The sequence below is a fragment of the Streptomyces sp. NBC_00377 genome (assembly GCF_036075115.1).
Taxonomy (GTDB): domain Bacteria; phylum Actinomycetota; class Actinomycetes; order Streptomycetales; family Streptomycetaceae; genus Streptomyces.
Genome location: NZ_CP107958.1, coordinates 1,509,937 through 1,530,527, shown reverse-complemented (window position 1 = coordinate 1,530,527; position 20,591 = coordinate 1,509,937). Strand labels below are relative to the sequence as shown.

General features: G+C 72.3%; 17 protein-coding genes. 9 read left to right on the top strand and 8 right to left on the bottom strand.

Annotation, left to right across the window (positions count from 1 at the left end):
* Positions 1-6 precede the first annotated feature (6 nt).
* The gene (locus tag OHS71_RS06745; RefSeq protein WP_328477803.1) at positions 7-489 is read left to right on the top strand and encodes a macro domain-containing protein; all 483 of its coding nucleotides are present in this window, start codon (positions 7-9) and stop codon (positions 487-489) included.
* A 5-nt stretch (positions 490-494) separates the two neighbouring features.
* A complete protein-coding gene (locus OHS71_RS06740; RefSeq protein WP_328477801.1) occupies positions 495-1,511 on the top strand; it encodes an adenosine kinase in 1,017 nt (338 codons plus the stop codon).
* 21 nt (positions 1,512-1,532) lie between these two features.
* On the opposite strand, the gene OHS71_RS06735 is transcribed toward OHS71_RS06740, so the two are convergent.
* Together OHS71_RS06735 and OHS71_RS06730 are read right to left on the bottom strand one after the other, a co-directional pair.
* On the bottom strand, positions 1,533-1,712 hold the full coding sequence (locus tag OHS71_RS06735) for a hypothetical protein (RefSeq protein ID WP_328477799.1): 180 nt from the start codon (positions 1,710-1,712) through the stop codon (positions 1,533-1,535).
* A gap of 107 nt (positions 1,713-1,819) precedes the next feature.
* A complete protein-coding gene (locus OHS71_RS06730; protein WP_328477797.1) occupies positions 1,820-3,313 on the bottom strand; it encodes a M1 family metallopeptidase in 1,494 nt (497 codons plus the stop codon).
* A 201-nt stretch (positions 3,314-3,514) separates the two neighbouring features.
* On the opposite strand from OHS71_RS06730, the gene OHS71_RS06725 reads away from it, so the two are divergent.
* Entirely contained in the window at positions 3,515-5,458 is a 1,944-nt protein-coding gene (locus OHS71_RS06725; RefSeq protein WP_328477795.1) for a Xaa-Pro dipeptidyl-peptidase, read from the top strand.
* A 49-nt stretch (positions 5,459-5,507) separates the two neighbouring features.
* On the opposite strand, the gene OHS71_RS06720 is transcribed toward OHS71_RS06725, so the two are convergent.
* On the bottom strand, positions 5,508-6,473 hold the full coding sequence (locus OHS71_RS06720) for an FAD-dependent oxidoreductase (RefSeq protein ID WP_328477793.1): 966 nt from the start codon (positions 6,471-6,473) through the stop codon (positions 5,508-5,510).
* A 95-nt stretch (positions 6,474-6,568) separates the two neighbouring features.
* Between OHS71_RS06720 and OHS71_RS06715 the strand changes: the two genes are divergently transcribed.
* Complete coding sequence (locus tag OHS71_RS06715) at positions 6,569-8,209, top strand: ABC-F family ATP-binding cassette domain-containing protein (RefSeq protein ID WP_328477791.1); 1,641 nt, start codon at positions 6,569-6,571, stop codon at positions 8,207-8,209.
* A gap of 184 nt (positions 8,210-8,393) precedes the next feature.
* On the opposite strand, the gene OHS71_RS06710 is transcribed toward OHS71_RS06715, so the two are convergent.
* Together OHS71_RS06710 and OHS71_RS06705 are read right to left on the bottom strand one after the other, a co-directional pair.
* Complete coding sequence (locus tag OHS71_RS06710; protein WP_328477789.1) at positions 8,394-10,799, bottom strand: Tex family protein; 2,406 nt, start codon at positions 10,797-10,799, stop codon at positions 8,394-8,396.
* 380 nt (positions 10,800-11,179) lie between these two features.
* Positions 11,180-11,929 (bottom strand): enoyl-CoA hydratase/isomerase family protein, encoded by a 750-nt coding sequence (locus tag OHS71_RS06705; RefSeq protein ID WP_328477787.1) that lies wholly within the window; start codon positions 11,927-11,929, stop codon positions 11,180-11,182.
* Positions 11,930-12,413: 484 nt separating this feature from the next.
* Between OHS71_RS06705 and OHS71_RS06700 the strand changes: the two genes are divergently transcribed.
* Positions 12,414-12,932: an ATP-binding protein gene (locus tag OHS71_RS06700; protein ID WP_328484419.1), complete on the top strand. Its 519-nt coding sequence runs from the start codon at positions 12,414-12,416 to the stop codon at positions 12,930-12,932.
* Positions 12,933-12,935: 3 nt separating this feature from the next.
* Here OHS71_RS06700 and idi read toward each other — a convergent pair whose 3' ends face one another.
* From idi to galE, 3 genes are all read right to left on the bottom strand, one after another.
* On the bottom strand, positions 12,936-13,529 hold the full coding sequence (idi, locus tag OHS71_RS06695; protein ID WP_328477785.1) for an isopentenyl-diphosphate Delta-isomerase: 594 nt from the start codon (positions 13,527-13,529) through the stop codon (positions 12,936-12,938).
* Positions 13,530-13,753: 224 nt separating this feature from the next.
* Positions 13,754-14,695, bottom strand: a complete 942-nt coding sequence (locus OHS71_RS06690; RefSeq protein ID WP_328477783.1) for a cation diffusion facilitator family transporter — start codon at positions 14,693-14,695, stop codon at positions 13,754-13,756.
* A gap of 160 nt (positions 14,696-14,855) precedes the next feature.
* A complete protein-coding gene (gene galE / locus OHS71_RS06685; protein ID WP_328477781.1) occupies positions 14,856-15,824 on the bottom strand; it encodes a UDP-glucose 4-epimerase GalE in 969 nt (322 codons plus the stop codon).
* A 333-nt stretch (positions 15,825-16,157) separates the two neighbouring features.
* Here galE and OHS71_RS06680 point away from each other — a divergent pair, with 333 nt between their 5' ends.
* From OHS71_RS06680 to OHS71_RS06665, 4 genes are read left to right on the top strand one after another with little or no spacing between them, the layout of a single operon-like run.
* Positions 16,158-18,002, top strand: a complete 1,845-nt coding sequence (locus OHS71_RS06680) for a DUF5941 domain-containing protein (protein WP_328477779.1) — start codon at positions 16,158-16,160, stop codon at positions 18,000-18,002.
* Positions 17,999-18,751 (top strand): phosphocholine cytidylyltransferase family protein, encoded by a 753-nt coding sequence (locus OHS71_RS06675; protein ID WP_328477777.1) that lies wholly within the window; start codon positions 17,999-18,001, stop codon positions 18,749-18,751. The genes OHS71_RS06680 and OHS71_RS06675 overlap by 4 nt, the downstream gene beginning before the upstream one ends.
* Positions 18,739-19,800 (top strand): iron-containing alcohol dehydrogenase family protein, encoded by a 1,062-nt coding sequence (locus OHS71_RS06670; protein ID WP_328477775.1) that lies wholly within the window; start codon positions 18,739-18,741, stop codon positions 19,798-19,800. The genes OHS71_RS06675 and OHS71_RS06670 overlap by 13 nt, the downstream gene beginning before the upstream one ends.
* A complete protein-coding gene (locus OHS71_RS06665; protein ID WP_328477773.1) occupies positions 19,778-20,557 on the top strand; it encodes a CDP-alcohol phosphatidyltransferase family protein in 780 nt (259 codons plus the stop codon). Before OHS71_RS06670 ends, OHS71_RS06665 begins: the two co-directional genes overlap by 23 nt.
* Positions 20,558-20,591 lie beyond the last annotated feature (34 nt).

Genomic DNA, 20,591 nt, shown 5'->3' with positions numbered 1-20,591 from the left:
GGCGTCATGTCGGAGATCACTTATGTCCGGGGTGACGCCACCGTGCCGTCGGTGAAAGGCGTCAAGGTGATCGCCCACGTCTGCAACGACATCGGGGGATGGGGGAAGGGCTTCGTCCTGGCACTGTCCCGCCGCTGGCCGGAGCCCGAGGCGGCCTACCGTGCCTGGCACCGGGAGCGCGCCTCGAACGACTTCGCCCTGGGCGCGCTCCAGCTCGTCCAGGTGAAGCCCGACGTCTGGGTCGCCAACATGATCGGCCAGCGTGGCACCAGGACGGGCAGCAAGGGCGTTCCCGTGCGCTACCCGGCCGTCGACACGGCACTGGCCCGTCTCGCCGACCGTGCGATCGGCCTCGGCGCGTCCGTGCACATGCCCCGGATAGGCTGCGGTCTGGCCGGCGGCAAGTGGTCCCGCGTCGAACCGCTCGTCCTCGGGCGGCTGGTCGAGCGGGGGGTCGCGGTGACGGTGTACGACCACGGGGAGGGGTAGCGCCCATGCGCGCCGACAAGGGGAACGCGGGCAACGCCGACAGCGCGGAAGGTGCCGGCGCCGCGGACCGTGCCGACAGCGCACGGAACGCCGCGAACGCCGGACCGTCCGAGAACACCGGCGACGTCGACGTCCTGGTGCTGGGCGGGGCCGGCGTGGACACGATCGTGTACGTGCCGGAGCTGCCGCTCCCGTACGCCGACAGCTACATGATCGACGGCGGGATCCGCGCCCGCGCCGGACAGACCGGTGACTTCGTCGCCCTCGGCCTGGTCGCCCTCGGCCTGCGCGTCCACCACCTCGACTTCCTGGGCGACGACCCCGAGGGAGACCTGGTGCGCGCCCTGCACCGGGAGAAGGGCATCGCGTTGACCGCGATCCCGCAGCCCGCCGGTACCAAGCGCGCGGTCAACCTGGTCGGGCCGGACGGGCGGCGGCTGTCGCTGTACGACAACAGCCGGGGGCGACCCGGCGACCGCTTCCCGCAGGACACCCTGCGGACCCTGGCCGCCGCGAGCCGCCACGCGCACGTGTCCATCACCCACCCCTGTGCCGAGGCTCTGCCGGTACTGCGCGAGGCGGGCGTCGGCATCTCCACGGACCTGCACAACTGGGACGGGGAGAACCCGTACCACGAGGCCTTCGCCCACGAGGCTGACGTCGTCTTCGTCTCCGTGACCGCGCTGACGGACCCGGAGGCGACCATGCGGCGCATCGCCGGGCGGGGCCGCGCCGAGGTGGTCGTGGCCACGGCCGGTGCGAAGGGCGCGTACCTGCTCGCCGACGGCGAGCTGACCCACGTCCCGGCCGCGGCCCCGCCCGGACCGGTGGTCGACTCCAACGGCGCGGGTGACGCCTTCGCGTCCGCGTTCCTCTTCGGCCGCCTCAACGGCGAGCACCCGCACCGGTGTGCCGAGTTCGGCGCGCTGGCCGGGGCGTACGCGTGCACGGTGCCGTCCACGGACAGCGCGGCCCTGCCGCGCGAGGTACTCCTGGCCCGGGCGGCGACGACCCTGCGGTAGCCGCGGCCGGGGCCGGAGCGGTCATCTCTGTCTGCGTCTCGCAGCGCTGAGTCCGATCACCCCGACGAGGGCGACGACCGCGCCCAACAGGGTCAACAGCGGCACCTGGCCGATCAGGCCGACGGCCAGCACCACTGCTCCGATCAGCGGCAGCACCCTCCACAGTCCCAAGCCCTCATTGCTGTTCTGCGTACCCGCCACGGCCGTCTCCCCGCTCTCTTCACGATGTCTGCACTGCTTGCTACCCAAAGTCGCCTCGTGTCAGACAGGCGTTCGGAAAGCGGAGCGGGGCGGCCGGCGTATCGGGCTCAGTGCTCGTGCACGTCGTCCGTCGCGGCGATCTTCTTCCAGGACTTCGGCTGCGCGGGAGCGGCCAGCGCCTTCGCGACGGACGCCGTCCGCGCCGCGGGAGCCGCCGGCTTCTCCGGCCGGAACAGCCAGGTGTCGAACAGGCCGTCCAGCTGCCTGCCGGAGACCTGCTCGGCGTACTTCTGGAAGTCGGCGACGCTCGCGTTGCCGTACGCGTGCTTCTGCGGCCAGCCCTTCAGTACGGCGAAGAAGGCGTCGTCGCCGATCTCGCCCCGCAGTGCCTGGACCGCCAGTGCGCCCCGGTCGTAGACGGCGATGTCGAACTGGTTCGCCGCGCCCGGGTCACCGGGCTTCACCGTCCAGAACGGGTCGTCGGCCGGGTGCGAGGCGTACACGTAGTCCGCGAGTTCCCTCGCCGTGCCCTCGTTCTCGTGCTCGGACCACAGCCACTGCGCGTACCGGGCGAAGCCCTCGTTGAGCCAGATGTCCTTCCACCCGGCCACGGACACGTAGTCGCCGTACCACTGGTGGGCCAGCTCGTGCACCACCACGGAGACGTTGGAGCCGTTCGCGAACTGCCGGGGGCTGTAGAAGGGCCGGGTCTGCGTCTCCAGCGCGTACCCGGTGGTGGTGTTGGGCACGTAGCCGCCGAGCGCGTCGAAGGGGTACGGCCCGAAGTACCCGCTCAGCCAGTCGGCGATCTCCCCGGTCCGCTCGACGCTCGCCCGCGCCGCCCCGGTATTGGCGCCCAGGTCCTTGCTGTAGGCGTTGACGACCGGGATGCCGCTCTCGCTCGTCCCGGTCGAGAGGTCGAACTTCCCGACGGCGAGGGTGGCCAGATAGCTGGCCTGGGGCTTGTCGGAACGCCAGTTGTAGCGGGTCCAGCCGAGGCGTGAACTCGTCGACTGGAGCGTGCCGTTGGAGATGGCCTGTGAGCCGTCGGGCACCAGCACCGACACGTCGTAGGTGGCCTTGTCGAGCGGGTGGTCGTTGCCGGGGAACCACCACCAGGCCGCCTCGGGCTCGTTGGCACCCACCCCGCCGTCCGGCGTGCGGTGCCAACTGGTGAAGCCGTACGCCTGTTTCGACGACGGGATCCCGCTGTACCGCACCACGACCGTGACCGTCGCGCCCTCGGCCAGGGGCGTCCTCGGCGTGATCTCCAGCTCGTGCTCGCCCGAGGTCGTGAAGGCCGCCCTGACGCCGTTGACCCGCACCTCGCTCACGTCGAGCAGGAAGTCCAGGTCGAACCGGGACAGCTCCTGCGTGGTCTTCGCCAGGATCGTCGCCGTGCCCTCCAGCTCGTCCGTGGCCGGCTGGTACTTCAGCCGCAGATCGTAGTGGGAGACGTCGTATCCGCCGTTGCCGTACGCCGGGTAGTAGGGGTCGCCGATGCCCGGGGCGCCGGGGGAGGCGCTCGCGGCCGATGCCGGGATCGCCAGCAGGACGGACGCGGCGGCGAGTGCGCCCGGCGTGATGATTCTGCGGTGCACGAGAGCTCCAAGTCGTAGGGTCACGAGGTCTGTTCGGAGCCTATTGACTCCCTGTGTCCCAGGGCCTGCCCACCGCCACCCCCGTCACACGATCGCCATTCGGCCGTCACGGGCCGACCGCCCCAGGGGCGCGTTTCGGCCACAGCGGAACCACAGTCGCCCTCTTCTGTACGGGAGTTGACGCGAGGTAGCGTCCCGCGCATGCCGACACGCATGCGCTTCACGACCTGGAGACCGCTCGCGACCGCCGCCATCACCCTCCTGGTGGCCGCCTTCCTCACCCCGGCCACGGCCCACGGCACCCCACGTGAGAGCCGGCCCGTCTACTCCTACGACAACGCCGTCCGCGAGGCCGTCTGGGTGGACACGGGGCTCGACGGCGACGGCGACGGGCGGACGGACCGCGTCGCCGTGGACATCGTCCGCCCCCGCGAACCCGCCGCCCAGGGCCGCAAGGTGCCCGTCATCATGGACGCCAGCCCGTACTACTCCTGCTGCGGGCGAGGCAACGAGAGCCAGCGCAAGACGTACGACGCGGCCGGGAACGTCGTCCAGGCCCCGCTGTTCTACGACAACTACTTCGTGCCGCGCGGCTACGCCTTCGTCATGGTCGATCTCGCCGGAACCAACCGCTCCGACGGCTGTGTCGACGTCGGAGGACGCTCCGACATCCAGTCCGCGAAGGCCGTCGTCGACTGGCTGAACGGCCGCGCCAGGGCGTACACCACCCGCACCGGCGGCACGACCGCCACGGCCGGGTGGACCAACGGCAGAACCGGCATGATCGGCAAGAGCTGGGACGGCACGATAGCCAACGGTGTGGCCGCCACCGGTGTGCGGGGCCTGAAGACCATCGTCCCGATCGCCGCCATCTCCTCCTGGTACGACTACTACTTCGCCCAGGGCGCCCCCCTGTACGACTCCGGACCCGACTGGCTCTCCGACTACGTGGACAGCCCCGAGGCCCGCACGAAGTGCGCCACCGTCCAGCGCAGACTCGTCGACGAGGCCCCGCGCACCGGCGACCGGACGCCGCTGTGGACCGAGCGCGACTACGTCAAGGACGCGCGCAAGGTGAAGGCGAGCGTCTTCCTCGTCCACGGCCTCCAGGACCTCAACGTCCGCACCAAGCACCTCGGCCAGTGGTGGGACGCCCTCGCGAAGCACGGTGTCGAGCGCAAGATCTGGCTCTCCCAGACCGGCCACGTCGACCCCTTCGACTTCCGCCGGGCCGATTGGGTGGACACCCTGCACCGCTGGTTCGACCATGAACTCCTCGGCTACGACAACGGCATCGACCGCGAGCCCATGGCCGACATCGAACGCCACCCCGACCGGTGGGTCACCTCCGCCGTCTGGCCGCCGCACGGCACCCGGACCGCCACCCTGCGCCCCGCCACCGGCAGCCGGCCCGGCGTGGGCACCCTCGGCCCGCACGAGGGCAAGGGCGCCGCCTCCTTCACCGACGACCCGCGGCTCGGCGAGAGCGAGTGGGCCGCGCGGACCGACACCCCGACCCCCGAGAAGGCCGCCTTCGTCACCGGAGCCCTCACCCGCGACCTGCGCCTGTCCGGCTCCTCCCGGGTCACCGTCACCGCCACCCCCACCACCGCGACGGCCCACCTGAGCGCCGTCCTCGTCGACCTCGGACCCGACACCATCCGCGACTACGCGGCGAGCGGCGAGGGCATCAGCACGCTCACCGGACGCACCTGCTGGGGCGCGAGCACCACGGGCGACAGCGGGTGCTTCAAGGAGACCGCCGCCAGGACAGCCGACGTCACTCAGACGGTCGTCAGCCGCGGCTGGGCCGACCTCGGCACCTACGCGGACCCGGGCCGGGGCGTCCCGCTCACCCCGGGCAGGGCGTACACCCTCACCATCGACCTGGCGGCCACCGACCATGTCGTCCCGGCCGGTCACCGTCTCGCGCTGATCGTCGCGGGCACCGACAAGGACCTCATCGACCCGCCCGCCGACACCCCGACCCTCACCCTGGACCTGTCCCGCACCTCGGCCCGGGTCCCGCTCGTCGGCGGCGCCGACGCCTTCGCCCGCGCCACCTCGGGATCGGTCGCGGTCACCCCCGGCGCCCGCCCGCTGGACGGCGTACGGCCACCGCACCACACGTACCGCATCCCGTGACCACGCCCGGATCCCGCTGACACCGGATCCCGGTGGCACAGGAGCGGGGTCAGGAGGAGGCGGCCGGGAGCACCAGCCCGGCCGCCTCCTCCGCGCATCCCCACGCGACCGTGACACCCGCCCCGCCGTGCCCGTAGTGATGCACCAGCACCCGCCCGTCCGGCAGCTCGGCCCGCTCCAGCCGCACCGTGCCCCGCACCGGCCGCAGTCCCACCCGGTGCTCCAGGATCCTGGCCCCGGCGACCTCCGGCCGCAGGGCCGCGCAGCGGCGGACGATCGACTCGGCCACCTTCGGATCGGGCTCGGGCGACCACACGTCGTCCTCCGCGGTGCCGCCCAGCAGCAACCTCCCGGCGTGCGGGAACAGGTACGCCAGCTCTCCGTCCGGACCGGTGGAGACGAGCCAGGTGTCGACGCCGGGGTTCTGCACGACGACCAGTTGCCCCCGCACGGGCCGCACCGAGGGGTCCGCCGCCAGTTCCCGGGCTCCCAGCCCCGTGCAGTTGACCACCACCGGCGCCTCGGCCTCCGCCAGACCGCTCACCGTTCGCTCCTCGACCGTGCCGCCCGACCGCAGCAGCCGCCCCCGGAGCCAGGGCAGATACATCGACATGTCGATCAGTGGAAGCCGTGCCCGGATGCCCGGCCCCAGGGCGTACTCGTGTGCAGTCGTCCGGCGCAGCCCGGCCAGCCGGCCCGCCGCCCAGCTCTCGACCCCGGCCAGGTCCGGCCCGCCGAAGATCCCGTCGACCAGCCGCACACCGGTCTCCCCGGGCCGCCCGGCGAGTTCCTCGTAGACCTCCAGCGAGCGCAGCGCCCACGCCCGCGCCGACCCCAGCGGTTCGATGTGGTAGGGCCACCACAGCGCACCGGCCACGGCCGAGGTGGTCCGCTCGGCCGGCTCGCGCGTCCAGACCCGGACCCGCAGGCCGCGTTCGGCGAGGACGACGGCCGTCGCCAGCCCGATGACCCCGCCGCCGACCACGATGACATCGCTGCTCCACCGAGTCCTCACGCCCCGGACGGTAACCGACCGCGCCGCCGGACAGCGAGGTCACCGGGCATCCGGCGCGACCGCACCCCGGGACGACCACTAGGATCTACGACCTGATGACTGCCACCCTCGTCGCCAAGAACCTCGCCGCCGGCCACGGCGACCGCTCCCTCTTCTCCGGGCTCGACCTCGTCGTCGCCCCCGGGGACGTGATCGGGCTGGTCGGCGCCAACGGCGCGGGCAAGTCCACCCTGCTGAAGCTGCTCGCCGGGCTCACCGCGCCCGAGCAGGGCGAGCTCAGGCTCTCGCCGCCGACCGCGACCGTCGGCCACCTGCCCCAGGAACCCGAGCGCCGCCCCGGCGAGAGCGTGCGGGACTTCCTCGCCCGCCGCACCGGCGTCGCCGAGGCACAGCGCACGATGGACGAGGCCACCCAGGCCCTGGTGGACGGCGCGCCCGGAGCCGACGACGCCTACGCGACGAGTCTGGAGCGCTGGCTCGACCTCGGGGGCGCCGACCTCGACGAGCGCGCAGAGGAGGTGGCCGACTCCCTCGGCCTCGGCGTCGGCCTCGACCAGCCGATGACCTCCCTGTCCGGTGGCCAGGCGGCCCGGGCGGGCCTCGCCTCGCTCCTCCTCTCCCGCTACGACGTCTTCCTCCTCGACGAGCCGACCAACGACCTCGACCTCGACGGCCTGGAGCGGCTGGAACGCTTCGTGAAGGGTCTGCGGGCCGGCACGGTCGTCGTCAGCCACGACCGCGAGTTCCTCACCCGCACGGTCACCAAGGTCCTCGAACTCGATCTCGCGCAGCAGCAGATCAACCTCTACGGTGGCGGTTACGACGCCTACCTGGAGGAGCGGGACGTGGCCCGCCGGCATGCCCGCGAGGACTTCGAGGAGTACGCCGACAAGAAGGCGGCCCTTCAGGACCGCGCGCAGACCCAGCGCTCCTGGATGGACAAGGGCGTGAAGAACGCGCGCCGCAAGGCCGGCAACGACAACGACAAGATCGGCCGCAAGTTCCGCAGCGAGGCGAGCGAGAAGCAGGCCGCGAAAGCACGGCAGACCCAGCGCATGATCGAACGCCTCGAGACCGTCGAGGAGCCGCGCAAGGAGTGGGAGCTGCGCATGGAGATCGCGACCGCCCCGCGTTCGGGCGCGGTGGTGGCGACCCTGCGCGAAGCCGAGGTGCGGCGCGGCGGCTTCACCTTCGGGCCCGTCTCCCTCCAGATCGACTGGGCCGACCGGGTCGCGGTGACCGGCGCGAACGGCGCGGGCAAGTCGACCCTCCTGGGCGCGCTCCTCGGCCGGGTCCCGCTGGACGCCGGACAGGCCACCCTCGGCTCGGGCGTCCTGGTCGGCGAGGTCGACCAGGCACGGCAGCTGTTCCACGGCCCGGAGGCCCTGGCCGACGCGTTCCGCGCGGCCGTGCCCGACACCGAACCGGCCGAGGTGCGCACCCTGCTCGCCAAGTTCGGCCTGAAGTCGGACCACGTCATGCGCCCGGCGGCGACCCTGTCACCGGGCGAACGCACCCGCGCCGCGCTCGCACTGCTCCAGGGCCGGGGAGTCAACCTCCTCGTCCTCGACGAGCCGACGAACCACCTCGACCTCCCGGCCATCGAACAGCTGGAGTCGGCCCTCGGCGCCTACGAGGGCACCCTGCTCCTGGTCACCCACGACCGGCGGATGCTGGACGCCGTGCATGTCACGCGCCGGCTGGAGATCGCCGACGGCAAGGTGACGGAGCGGTAGTCCTGCGACGGAGGCCGCCGGGCGAAGTCCCGCTCGCCTCCCGACGCCGTACGCGACGGCCCGCCCCGCGCGATGCGGGGCGGGCCGTTCGCCGCTCAGGTGCCGGGGAGCGCCGGTCCGGCCCGGACCGGGACGCCCTCGTGCGGCTCTCGTCCAGCCGGCCCCCGGCGCGGGTCGTACCCGGTCAGCGCCTGCCCTTCTTCGGGTCGGCGAGGCCTGCCCGGCGCAGTGCGTCCGCCATGGCGCTGTTGGCCGGTGCGGCGGCCTGGCGTGAACCACCGCCGCCACCACCGCCACCGCCGCGCTGTCCGCCCTGCTGCCGCTGCTGCGGCGGACGCCCGCCGCCGCGCTGCGGACGGCCCCCGCCGGACTGGGCCTGGCCGCCCTGCGGGGCCGCCTCGTCGTCCAGCCGCAGCGTCAGCGAGATCCGCTTGCGCGGGATGTCGATGTCGAGGACCTTCACCTTGACGATGTCGCCGGGCTTGACGACGTCCCTGGGGTCCTTGACGAACGTCTTCGACAGCGCGGAGACGTGCGCGAGACCGTCCTGGTGGACACCCACGTCGATGAACGCCCCGAAGGCCGCCACGTTGGTCACGACCCCTTCCAGCACCATCCCGGGGGACAGGTCGGAGATCTTCTCCACCCCGTCCTTGAAGGTGGCCGTCCTGAAGGCGGGCCGGGGGTCGCGCCCCGGCTTCTCCAGCTCCTTGAGGATGTCGGTGACGGTCGGCAGACCGAACGTCTCGTCGACGAACTCCGTCGGCCGCAGCGAGCGCAGGACCCCCGTGTTGCCGATCAGGGACGCCACCTCCTGGCCGGAGGTCTTCACCATGCGCCGCACCACCGGGTAGGCCTCCGGGTGCACGCTGGAGGCGTCCAGGGGGTCGCTGCCGCCGCGGATGCGCAGGAAGCCGGCGCACTGCTCGTACGCCTTCGGGCCGAGCCGGGCCACCTTCTTCAGCTCGGAGCGGGAGCCGAAGGGGCCGTTGGCGTCCCGGTGGGCCACGATGTTCTCGGCGAGACCGGAGGAGATGCCGGACACCCGCGACAGGAGCGGCGCCGAGGCCGTGTTGACGTCCACGCCCACGCCGTTCACACAGTCCTCCACCACCGCGTCCAGCGAACGCGACAGCTTCACCTCGGACAGGTCGTGCTGGTACTGGCCGACGCCGATCGACTTCGGGTCGATCTTCACCAGCTCGGCGAGCGGATCCTGGAGCCGGCGAGCGATCGACACGGCGCCGCGCAGCGACACGTCCATGTCGGGCAGCTCCTGGGAGGCGAAGGCCGAGGCCGAGTACACGGAGGCCCCCGCCTCGGACACCATGACCTTGGTGAGCTGCAACTCCGGGTGCTTGGTGATGAGTTCACCGGCGAGCTTGTCGGTCTCGCGGGACGCGGTGCCGTTGCCGATGGCGATCAGGTCGACCGCGTGCTCCTTGGCGAGCCGCGCGAGCTTGGCGATCGCCTCGTCCCACTTGTTGGCCGGGACGTGCGGGTAGATCACGTCCGTGGCGACGACCTTGCCGGTGGCGTCGACGACGGCGACCTTCACGCCCGTACGGAAGCCGGGGTCCAGGCCCAGCGTCGCGCGGGTGCCGGCGGGGGCGGCGAGCAGCAGGTCGCGGAGGTTGGCGGCGAACACGTCGACGGCCTCGTCCTCCGCGGCGGTGCGCAGCCGCAGCCGCAGGTCGATGCCGAGGTGGACGAGGAGGCGGGTGCGCCAGGCCCAGCGGACCGTGTCCGTCAGCCACTTGTCACCCGGGCGGCCCCGGTCGGCGATGCCGAACCGGGCGGCCACGATGCCCTCGTAGGACGACGGGCCGGGCTGCTCGGAGGGCTCCTCGGGCTCCAGGACGAGATCGAGGACCTCCTCCTTCTCGCCGCGCAGCATCGCCAGGACACGGTGCGAGGGCAGCGCGGTGAACGGCTCGGCGAAGTCGAAGTAGTCGGCGAACTTCGCGCCCGCCTCCTCCTTGCCGTCCCGCACCTTGGCCGCGAGGCGCCCACGCCGCCACATGCGCTCGCGCAGCTCTCCGATCAGGTCGGCGTCCTCCGAGAACCGCTCGGTGAGGATCGCCCGTGCGCCGTCCAGCGCGGCCTGCGGATCGGCGACGCCCTTGCCGGCGTCGACGAACGCGGCGGCCGCCGCGAGCGGATCGACCGTCGGGTCGCCGAGCAGCCCCTCGGCGAGCGGTTCGAGGCCCGCCTCGCGGGCGATCTGCGCCTTGGTGCGCCGCTTGGGCTTGTACGGCAGGTAGATGTCCTCCAGCCGCGCCTTGGTCTCGGCGCCGAGGATCTGCGCGCGCAGCTCGTCGGTGAGCTTGCCCTGCTCACGCACCGACTCCAGGATCGCCGTCCGCCGCTCCTCCAGCTCCCGCAGGTAGCGCAGCCGCTCCTCGAGCGTGCGCAGCTGCGCGTCGTCGAGCATCTCGGTCGCTTCCTTGCGGTAGCGGGCGATGAAAGGCACCGTCGAGCCGCCGTCGAGCAGCTCCACGGCGGCCTTCACCTGCCGCTGCCGTACGCCGAGCTCCTCGGCGATCCTGCTTTCGATGGACCCTACTTCGATGGACCCGGGTGTCGTCACGATCCCGTACCGCCTTCTCCACTGAGGTTGCGCGGCAATTGTGGCAGGTGACACCGACACTCGGGGATCAGGGCGCGGGGTGCGGGGCGCGCGGACCGGGGCGCGGCCGGCCGGGCCCCGCGACTCCCGGTGGGCCCGGGGACCCGCCGATGAGGCGGCCCGGCCCCCGTGGGGGGTGGCGTCGCCACGGGGGCCGGGCCGCCTCGGCACAGCTGCGACCGCCGCGGAACATGTCCGTCCCCTGTCCCGCGCCGGCCGGCGCAGGGCGACAGCGACGGATTCCCCGCGCGGCGGCCGCGGCTCGTACCCGGTGGCCGGCCGGACGGACGGCCCGGGCGCGTCGGCGCACCCCGTCGAGCGGCTGCGGGCCCGCGGCCGGTTCAGCCCGACGTGGTCCAGGTGAAGCGCGGCTCCCTGCGTTCCAGGAACGCGGCGACGCCCTCCGCGGTGTCGCCGCTGCCGCGGGCCTGCGCGCTCCAGTGGGCGTCCCGGTCCTCGCGCCCGTTGGCGAACTCCTTCGCGGCGGCCTGCGTGAGCTGGGAGCGGGAGACCAGCACGCGGGTGAACTCCGCAACGCGCTCGTCGAGTCCGTCGGCGGGCAGCACCTCGTCGACCAGGCCCGTGCGCAGCGCCCGCTCCGTGCCGATCAACTCACCGGAGAACAGGAGGTACTTGGCGGTGGCCGGGCCCACCAGGTGCACCAGTCGCCGGGTGGCGGTGGACGGGTAGACGATCCCGAGCTTCGCCGGAGTCACCCCGAACAGCGCGCCCTCCTCGGCGAACCGCAGGTCACAGGCGGCGGCGAGCTGGGCGCCACCGCCGACGCAGTGCCCCCGGACCGCGGCCAGGGTCGGCTTCGGGAACGCCGCGAGGGCCTCCTCGGCCCGTACCGCCAGCCCCTGCGCCTCGTCCGGAGACCCCTGGAGGGTGGAGATGTCGGCCCCCGCGCAGAAGGTGCCGCCCGCGCCGGTGAGCACCAGCGCCCGCACCGCCGGGTCGGCGGCCAGGGTGTCGAGCAACGGGGGCAGCGCCGCCCACATCGCGGCCGTCATGGCGTTGCGCTTCGCCGGGTGGTGCAGGACGACGGTGGCGACCGCGTCGGTGACGCCGTGCAGCAGTTCGGGCTCCATGCCCCGGATGCTAGTGCCGCGACAGGCAACGTTCGCCCCGTCGCGACGCCCGGCACGCACTCTCGCCGCACCGGCCGAAAGCCCAGGTACGTCCAGTACGAGGACTTCCGGCCGGCACGCCGAGAGCACGCACCGGACGCCGCTCCTTGACGGGCAAACGTTGCCCGCCGCGGCACTAGCCACCGGCTCGCCCGCATGATCACGGCGGCCGGTGTGAGAGGGGCGACACCGGGCGGCACCGGCGGCGAAGGGGCACCGAAGCACCGCAAAGGGGAGGAGCGGCGCTGCCGAACCCGTACAACCCGAAGAGTGCGCGAAGGCGGCGCGGATACGACAGAAACGGTCCCGCGGTCGACTCCTTCTTCTTCGACCGGTCAAAAGTGCTCGATAACTGCTGACTTCTGTTCAGTCATCCGGCGGGGGGTGTGTCGTTCCCAACACTTCACGTGTGGTGACAATCGAGCGCGAGGGTGGCGACCGGAGAATGGACGATCAAGGGCGCGGGCCCGACCCACGCCCAGAGGGCGCTCCGGGCGAACCTCCCGAATCCGTCGCGGAAACCGTACCGCGACCGCTGCCCTACGAAGGCGTCTGGCGGTTCACCGCCTCCGCCGTGGACGCCTCGGTCCCGCAGGCCCGACACGCCGTGCGGGACCTGCTGTACCGCCAGGGAGTGCCGGTCTCCGACGACCTGGCCCAGGCGCTCCTGCTGATCGTCTCCGAGCTGGTGACCAACGCCGTCCGGCACGCGGCGGTGCTGTCCCCGGTGCTCGCCGTGGAGGTCGCCGTCGGAGCCGAGTGGGTACGGGTCGCGGTGGAGGACAACCACCCCTACCGCCCGACCGCCCTGGAGGCCGACCACGGCCGGACGGGCGGCCGCGGACTGCTTCTGGTGCGGGAGATCACCAGGGAGGCGGGCGGGGTCTGCGACATCGAGCACACCTCGGGCGGCGGCAAGGTGGTCTGGGCCGCCCTGCCGCTCAAGCCCGTCCGGGTGCCCTGAGGGTCACCAGCCGGCCGAGGGCCCCGTCAACTCCCTGACCGCCGGACGCGCCGCGTCCAGCACGGTCATGAACCAGGCCGAGAACGTGCCCTTCGCGTGCAGCTCCGCCAGCTCGGCGGGCGTCACGAAGGCCGTGTCGCCGACCTCTTCCGCGTCCGGCCGCAGCGACGACTGCACCAGCCCGACGAACAGGTGGTTGTACTCCTGCTCCACCAGACCCGAGTCGGGGTCCGGGTGGTTGTAACGGACCGTGCCCGCCTCCGCGAGCAGCGAGGGGGAGACGCCCAGCTCCTCGAACGTGCGCCGCGCGGCCGCCGCGAACGGCGCCTCACCGGGGTAGGGGTGGCCACAGCAGGTGTTGGACCACACACCGGGGGAGTGGTACTTCCCGAGCGCCCGCTGCTGGAGCAGCAGCCTGCCCCGCTCGTCGAAGAGGAACACGGAGAACGCGCGGTGCAGCTGCCCCGGCGGCTGATGGGCGGCGAGCTTCTCCGCGGTGCCGATCGTGACGCCGTTCTCGTCGACCAGCTCCAGCAAGATCGCCTCCGCGGTGCCGTTCGTCGAGTGGTGTGTCGCGGTGGCAGGTGTGATCGGCATACCCATCCTTAGCATCGGTCCTCGCGCCCCCAGTCTGCCGTACGCGTCCGGCACTCCCGGCACTTCACACGAAAGCGGCCATGTTCAGCGGGGCAGGGGACCCGGTAGGTGATCTTGCCCGGGGCCGGGCGCCGGGAACCGTCCGGAACGCCTGTGCGGATCACCCGGGACGGACGGCCCGTACGCACTCCGTGACGAAGTCGCGCCGAGTGCTCCGTACGCGCTCAGTGACAGAGCCGCGCCTCGTGCTCGGCGTGCCCGCTCGGCTCCAGCTGGAAGGTGCAGTGCTCCACGTCGAAGTGGTGGCCCAGGCAGCCCTGGAGCTCGTGCAGCATCTTCTCGTGGCCGATCGCGTTCAGCACGTCCGAGCGCACCACCACGTGCGCCGACAGCACCGGCATCCCGGAGGTGATCGTCCACGCGTGCAGGTCGTGGACGTCCTCCACCCCGTCCAGGGCGAGGATGTGGGAGCGCACGTCCGCCATGTCGACGTCCTTGGGCGCCGACTCCAGCAGCACGTCCAGGGTCTCGCGCAGCAGCTTCACGGTCCGCGGCACGATCATCAGGCCGATCACGAGCGAGGCGATCGGGTCGGCGGGCTGCCAGCCGGTGGTCAGGATCACCACCGCGGAGATCAGCACCGCCACCGACCCCAGCGCGTCCGCCGCCACCTCCAGGAACGCCCCGCGCACGTTCAGGCTCTCCGCCTGGCCGCGCATCAACAGCGACAGGGAGACCATGTTCGCGACCAGACCGATCGCGCCGAACCAGATCATCAGCCCGCCCTCGGTGGCGGCCGGCGTGAAGAACCGCTGGACCGCCTCGTAGAGGACGTAGCCGCCCACCCCGAGCAGCAGCAGGCAGTTGGCGAGGGCGGCCAGGATCTCGGCGCGGGCCAGCCCGAAGGTGCGGTTCTCGCTCGGCGGGCGGTTGGCGAAGTGAATGGCGAGCAGCGCCATGCCCAGGCCGAGCGCGTCCGTCGCCATGTGCGCCGCGTCCGCGATCAGCGCGAGGGAGTCGGCGAGCACCCCGCCGACGATCTCGACCACCATGACGCCGAGCGTGATCCCCAGAGCCACGCGCAGCCTGCCCCGGTACGCCGCCGCGGCCGTTCCGGTGGTCGGCGCGTGGGTGTGCGCATGACTGTGGTCGTGCCCAGCCCCCATGGAAGCAGCCCTCCTGTGGTCCTTCACGGGCCGTCGCGTTCTGCCCCGGGATCACAGTCAACTACGGGTGGGGGGTACCGGGCAACGCGGCACTGAACACCGTTGTCATGTGCCCTGACCTGCGCAAACGAAGTGCAGGTCAGGGCACCCTCATCCCGTCTCAGGAATGGTGCAGCCGCCAGCCCTGCCACGCCGACCCGATCATCTCGCGCACATCGCGCCGGGCCGTCCAGCCCAGCTCCCGGGCCGCCAGGTCCGCCGCGGCCACCGCGCGCGGGGCATCGCCCGGCCTGGGTCCCTCCACGACCGGCGGCCTGGTGTCGCCCGTGACCTCGCCGATGAGGGACACCAGCTCGCGCACCGAGACGCCCACGCCCCGGCCGACGTTCACCGTCAGATCTCCCGCCGCGTCCGTCGCGGTCAGCCGCCGGACCGCCGCGAGATGCGCCTCGGCCAGGTCGGCGACGTGGATGTAGTCGCGGACGGTGGTGCCGTCGGGCGTCGGATAGCCGTCGCCGAAGATCCGCGGGGCCTCGTCCCGGGTGAGCCGGTCGAAGACCATCGGGACGATGTTGAAGACACCGGTGTCGGCCAGCTCGGGCGCCGCCGCTCCGGCCACGTTGAAGTAGCGCAGACAGGTCGTGGCGATGCCGTGCGCCCGGCCCGCCGCCCTGACCAGCCACTCCCCGGCGAGCTTGGTCTCGCCGTACGGGTTCACCGGCGAGCACGGGGTGTCCTCCGTGATCAGGTCCACGTCCGGGTTGCCGTAGACGGCGGCGGAGGAGGAGAACAGGAACCGCCGGATCCCGGCCCCCGCGACCGCGTCGAGGAGGGTGGCCAGACCGCCCACGTTCTCCCGGTAGTAGCGGGTGGGCTGCGCCACGGACTCGGCGACCTGCTTGTGTGCGGCCAGGTGCACCACGCCCGTCACGGCGTGTTCGGCGAGGACGCGCTCAAGCAGGCGGGCGTCGAGCGCCGAACCCGTCACGAGCGGTACGTCCGCCCCCAGTCGCGCGGCCGTGCCGGTGGAGAGATCGTCCAGCACGACGACGTGCTCCCCGGCCCCGGTCATCGCCCGTGCCACATGCGCCCCAATGTATCCGGCTCCGCCGGTAATCAGCCACGTCATGGCTGTAGACCCTATGCCGACCGGGGCGGCGTCCCGGCCCTGCGGTCAATGTCCCGGATGTCGGCTCTGGGCGCCGCGGTTTGTCGCCCGGGCCGCCGATCACCGATGATGATCTCGGCAAAGGGCGGTTCAAGCCGAGTTCAAGCCGTGCTGCCGGATCGTGGGGATCGCGCCCGAACGGGCGGTGAACACGGCCTTCCCGGCATCCGATAGCCTCAGCCGACATGCCGCCCGCCTGGTGCAGCCACTGGTGAAGTCGCCGGTGCAGCCCAGGGGCGCCTCCACCGTGTACATGACCGGCGTCAACGCGCCGGACCCAGGGAGTGAGTTCGGTTGTCGACCGCCATCCTCACCGGCTCGCCGGTCCCCGGATCGTCGATCGAGGGCGATCTGCGGTCCCTCGGCTTCGACGTGCGGACCGCCTCCGACGCCGGTGACGCCGAAGCCCTCCTCGCCGCCGTCCCCGGTGACGAACGCGTCGCCGTCGTGGACGCCCGCTTCGTGGGCCACGAGCACGCGCTGCGCCTCGGCCTCACCGACCCCCGCTTCCCGCTCGCCGCGATCCCGGGCGCGGTGACCGCACAGCCCGCCGGCCGCCAGGCCCTGACCCGCGCCATGGCCCGGGAGAACTCGGCGAGCGGCGGCACCGTCCGCGGGGGCGCCCCCGTGCGGGCGAAGTCGAGCGCCGAGGACGTCGACAGCCTCGCCGACCGGGTCGTCACCGCCCTCGACGCCGACGGCGTCGACGTGCACCGCCCCGAACTCGGCAGCCTGGTCGCCGAGGTCCCCGCCGACCCGCAGGCCCGCAACGAGGCACGGCAGGCCGTCAGCGCCGTCGACGACGAGGCCGTCCGCCTGAAGTCGGCCGTGAAGGCCCGCGACGGCTTCTTCACCACCTACTGCATCAGCCCGTACTCGCGTTACCTCGCCCGCTGGTGCGCCCGCCGCGGGCTCACCCCGAACCAGGTCACCACCGCCTCGCTGATCACCGCGCTGATCGCGGCGGCCTGCGCCGCCACCGGCACCCGGGGCGGGTTCGTCGCGGCCGGCGTCCTGCTGATCGCGTCGTTCGTCCTGGACTGCACCGACGGCCAGCTCGCCCGCTACTCCCTCCAGTACTCCACCCTCGGCGCCTGGCTCGACGCCACCTTCGACCGCGCCAAGGAGTACGCCTACTACGCCGGCCTCGCGCTCGGAGCGACCCGGGGCGGCGGCAGCGACGACGTCTGGGCCCTCGCGCTGGGCGCGATGGTCCTCCAGACCTGCCGGCACGTCGTGGACTTCTCCTTCAACGAGGCCAACCACGACGCCACCGCCAACACCAGCCCCACCGCCGCCCTCTCCGACAAGCTCGACAGCGTCGGCTGGACGGTCTGGGTGCGGCGGATGATAGTCCTGCCCATCGGCGAACGATGGGCCATGATCGCCGTTCTCACCGCTGTCACCACCCCCCGCATCACCTTCTACGCGCTCCTCGTCGGCTGCTCCTTCGCGGCGGTCTACACCACGGCGGGCCGGGTGCTGCGCTCGCTGACCCGCAAGGCCAGGCGGACGGACCGGGCGGCGCAGGCGCTCGCGGACCTCGCGGACAGCGGACCCCTCACGGAGCTGCTGGCCCGCACACTGCCCGCCGGCATCCGGGTTCCGGCGCCGGTCAGCGCGCTCGCCGGCGTCGCGCTGCTGGTGTGCGCGGCCTGGCTCGACGGATCCGGCTTCTCGCTGCTCCTCGCCGCCGTCCTCTATGTGCTGCTGTCCGCCGACGCCGTAGCCCGACCCCTCAAGGGCGCCCTGGACTGGCTGGTCCCGCCGATCTTCCGGGCCGGCGAATACTGCACGGTCCTCATTCTCGCGGCCAAGGCCGATGCGAACGGAGCGCTTCCCGCGGCTTTCGGGCTGGTCGCCGCCGTCGCCTACCATCACTACGACACGGTGTACCGCATCCGCGGCAACGCCGGAGCGCCGCCGGCCTGGCTGGTGCGCGTCATCGGGGGGCAGGACGGGCGCACGCTGCTCGTGGTCGTGCTGGCCGTGCTGCTCTCCGCTTCGCAGTTCACGGTCGCGCTCACGGTCCTCGCCGTGGTCGTCGCCCTCGTGGCGCTCGTCGAGAGCATCCGCTTCTGGGTCGCCGCCCACCGGGCAGGCGCCCCGTCCGTACACGATGAAGGAGAACCCGCATGATCGGCCTCGTGCTGGCGGCCGGCGCCGGAAGGCGTCTGCGCCCCTACACCGACAGCCTGCCCAAGGCGCTGGTGCCGGTGGGGCCCGCGGGTATAGAGGGCGAGCCCACGGTGCTGGACCTGACGCTCGGCAACTTCGCCGAGATCGGTCTGACCGAGGTCGCGGTCATCGTCGGCTACCGCAAGGAGGCCGTGTACGAGCGCAAGGCCGCGCTGGAGGCGAAGTACGGGCTCAAGCTCACCCTCATCGACAACGACAAGGCCGAGGAGTGGAACAACGCCTACTCCCTGTGGTGCGGCCGTGACGCCCTCAAGGACGGCGTGATCCTCGCCAACGGCGACACAGTGCACCCGGTCTCCGTCGAGCGGACGCTGCTCGCCGCCCGCGGCGAGGGCAGGCGGATCATCCTGGCCCTGGACACCGTGAAGTCCCTCGCGGACGAGGAGATGAAGGTCGTCGTCGACCCCGAGCGGGGCATGACGAAGATCACCAAGCTGATGGACCCGTCCGAGGCCACCGGCGAGTACATCGGCGTCACCCTCATCGAGGGCGACGCGGCCCCCGAACTGGCCGACGCCCTCAAGGCCGTGTGGGAGACCGACCCGCAGCAGTTCTACGAGCACGGGTACCAGGAACTGGTGAACCGCGGCTTCCGGATCGACGTGGCGCCGATCGGCGACGTCAAGTGGGTCGAGATCGACAACCACGACGATCTCGCCCGTGGACGGGAGATCGCGTGCCAGTACTGACCCGGCTGATCCCTTCACCGGTCGTCGTGGACATCCGCCCGGGTGCCCTGGACGACCTGGTCGGGGTCCTCGCCGACGAGCGCATCTCGCACTCGGGCAAGCTCGCGATCGCCGTCAGCGGCGGCTCGGGCGCCCGGCTGCGCGAGCGCCTGACTCCCGCCCTGCCAGGCGCCACCTGGTACGAGGTCGGCGGCGGAACCCTCGACGACGCCGTACAGCTGGCCACCGACATAAAGGCCGGCCACTTCGACGCGGTCGTCGGCCTCGGCGGCGGAAAGATCATCGACTGCGCCAAGTTCGCCGCGGCACGGGTGGGCCTCCCGCTGGTCGCCGTGCCGACGAACCTCGCGCACGACGGCCTGTGCTCGCCGGTGGCCACCCTCGACAACGACGCGGGCCGCGGCTCCTACGGTGTGCCGAACCCGATCGCCGTCGTGATCGACCTGGACGTCATCCGCGAGGCACCGGTCCGGTACGTACGGGCCGGCATCGGCGACGCCGTCTCCAACATCTCCGCCATCGCGGACTGGGAACTCGCCAACCGGATCAAGGGCGAGAAGATCGACGGCCTCGCCGCCGCGATCGCCCGGCAGGCCGGGGAAGCGGTGCTGCGCCACCCGGGCGGCGTCGGCGACACCGACTTCCTCCAGGTGCTGGCCGAGGCACTGGTGCTCAGCGGCATCGCCATGTCGGTGTCGGGCGACTCCCGCCCCTCCTCCGGCGCGTGCCACGAGATCAACCACGCCTTCGACCTGCTCTTCCCCAAGCGGGCGGCCGCCCACGGAGAGCAGTGCGGACTGGGCGCGGCCTTCGCGATGTACCTGCGCGGAGCCCACGAGGAGTCCGCCTACATGGCGCAGGTGCTGCGGCGGCACGGACTGCCGGTCCTGCCGGGCGACATCGGCTTCACCGTGGACGAGTTCGTCCGTGCGGTGCAGTTCGCGCCCGAGACCCGGCCCGGCCGGTACACGATCCTCGAACACCTCGACCTCAAGACCGAACAGATCAAGGACATCTACGCCGACTATGTCAAGGCCATCGGTAGCTGAACTCAGACCGGTCGTCCACCCCCCGGGGGTGAAGGACCGGCGCAGCGGTGAGCACTGGATGGGGCGCCTCTACATGCGTGAGGTGTCCCTGCGGGTCGACCGCTACCTGGTCAACACCAGGGTCACGCCCAACCAGCTCACGTACCTGATGACCGTCTTCGGAGTGCTCGCGGCCCCGGCCCTGCTGGTGCCGGGGATCACGGGCGCCGTGCTCGGCGTGGTGTGCGTCCAGATGTATCTGCTGCTGGACTGCGTCGACGGCGAGATCGCGCGCTGGAAGAAGCAGTACTCGCTCGGCGGGGTCTATCTGGACCGGGTCGGGGCGTATCTCACCGACGCGGCGGTCCTCGTGGGCTTCGGCCTGCGCGCCGCCGACCTGTGGGGCACCGGGCGGATCGACTGGCTGTGGGCCTTCCTCGGCACGCTGGCCGCGCTCGGCGCGATCCTGATCAAGGCCGAGACCGACCTCGTCGGCGTCGCCCGGCACCAGGGTGGTCTGCCACCGGTCAAGGAGTCGGCGTCCGAACCGCGTTCCTCCGGGATGGCGCTGGCCCGCCGGGCAGCCTCGGCGCTCCAGTTCCACCGGCTGGTCCTCGGCATCGAGGCGTCCCTGCTGATCCTGCTCCTGGCCGTCATCGACCAGGTGCGCGGCGACCTGTTCTTCACCCGGCTCGGCGTCGCGGTACTGGCCGGCATCGCGCTGCTCCAGACCCTGTTGCACCTGGTGTCCATCCTCGCGTCGAGCAGGCTGAAGTGAGCGCGCCCGTCAAGGTCGGCGCGGTCGTCATCAC

Excerpts from the sequence above, each read along its gene's own strand:
- galE (WP_328477781.1), bottom strand. The coding sequence starts at position 15,824 with ATGACGTGGCTGATTACCGGCGGAGCCGGATACATTGGGGCGCATGTG.
- OHS71_RS06665 (WP_328477773.1), top strand. The coding sequence starts at position 19,778 with ATGTCAAGGCCATCGGTAGCTGAACTCAGACCGGTCGTCCACCCCCCG.
- OHS71_RS06700 (WP_328484419.1), top strand. The coding sequence starts at position 12,414 with ATGGACGATCAAGGGCGCGGGCCCGACCCACGCCCAGAGGGCGCTCCG.
- OHS71_RS06740 (WP_328477801.1), top strand. The coding sequence starts at position 495 with ATGCGCGCCGACAAGGGGAACGCGGGCAACGCCGACAGCGCGGAAGGT.
- OHS71_RS06725 (WP_328477795.1), top strand. The coding sequence starts at position 3,515 with ATGCCGACACGCATGCGCTTCACGACCTGGAGACCGCTCGCGACCGCC.
- OHS71_RS06675 (WP_328477777.1), top strand. The coding sequence starts at position 17,999 with ATGATCGGCCTCGTGCTGGCGGCCGGCGCCGGAAGGCGTCTGCGCCCC.
- OHS71_RS06705 (WP_328477787.1), bottom strand. The coding sequence starts at position 11,929 with ATGGAGCCCGAACTGCTGCACGGCGTCACCGACGCGGTCGCCACCGTC.
- OHS71_RS06690 (WP_328477783.1), bottom strand. The coding sequence starts at position 14,695 with ATGGGGGCTGGGCACGACCACAGTCATGCGCACACCCACGCGCCGACC.
- idi (WP_328477785.1), bottom strand. The coding sequence starts at position 13,529 with ATGCCGATCACACCTGCCACCGCGACACACCACTCGACGAACGGCACC.
- OHS71_RS06745 (WP_328477803.1), top strand. The coding sequence starts at position 7 with ATGTCGGAGATCACTTATGTCCGGGGTGACGCCACCGTGCCGTCGGTG.
- OHS71_RS06715 (WP_328477791.1), top strand. The coding sequence starts at position 6,569 with ATGACTGCCACCCTCGTCGCCAAGAACCTCGCCGCCGGCCACGGCGAC.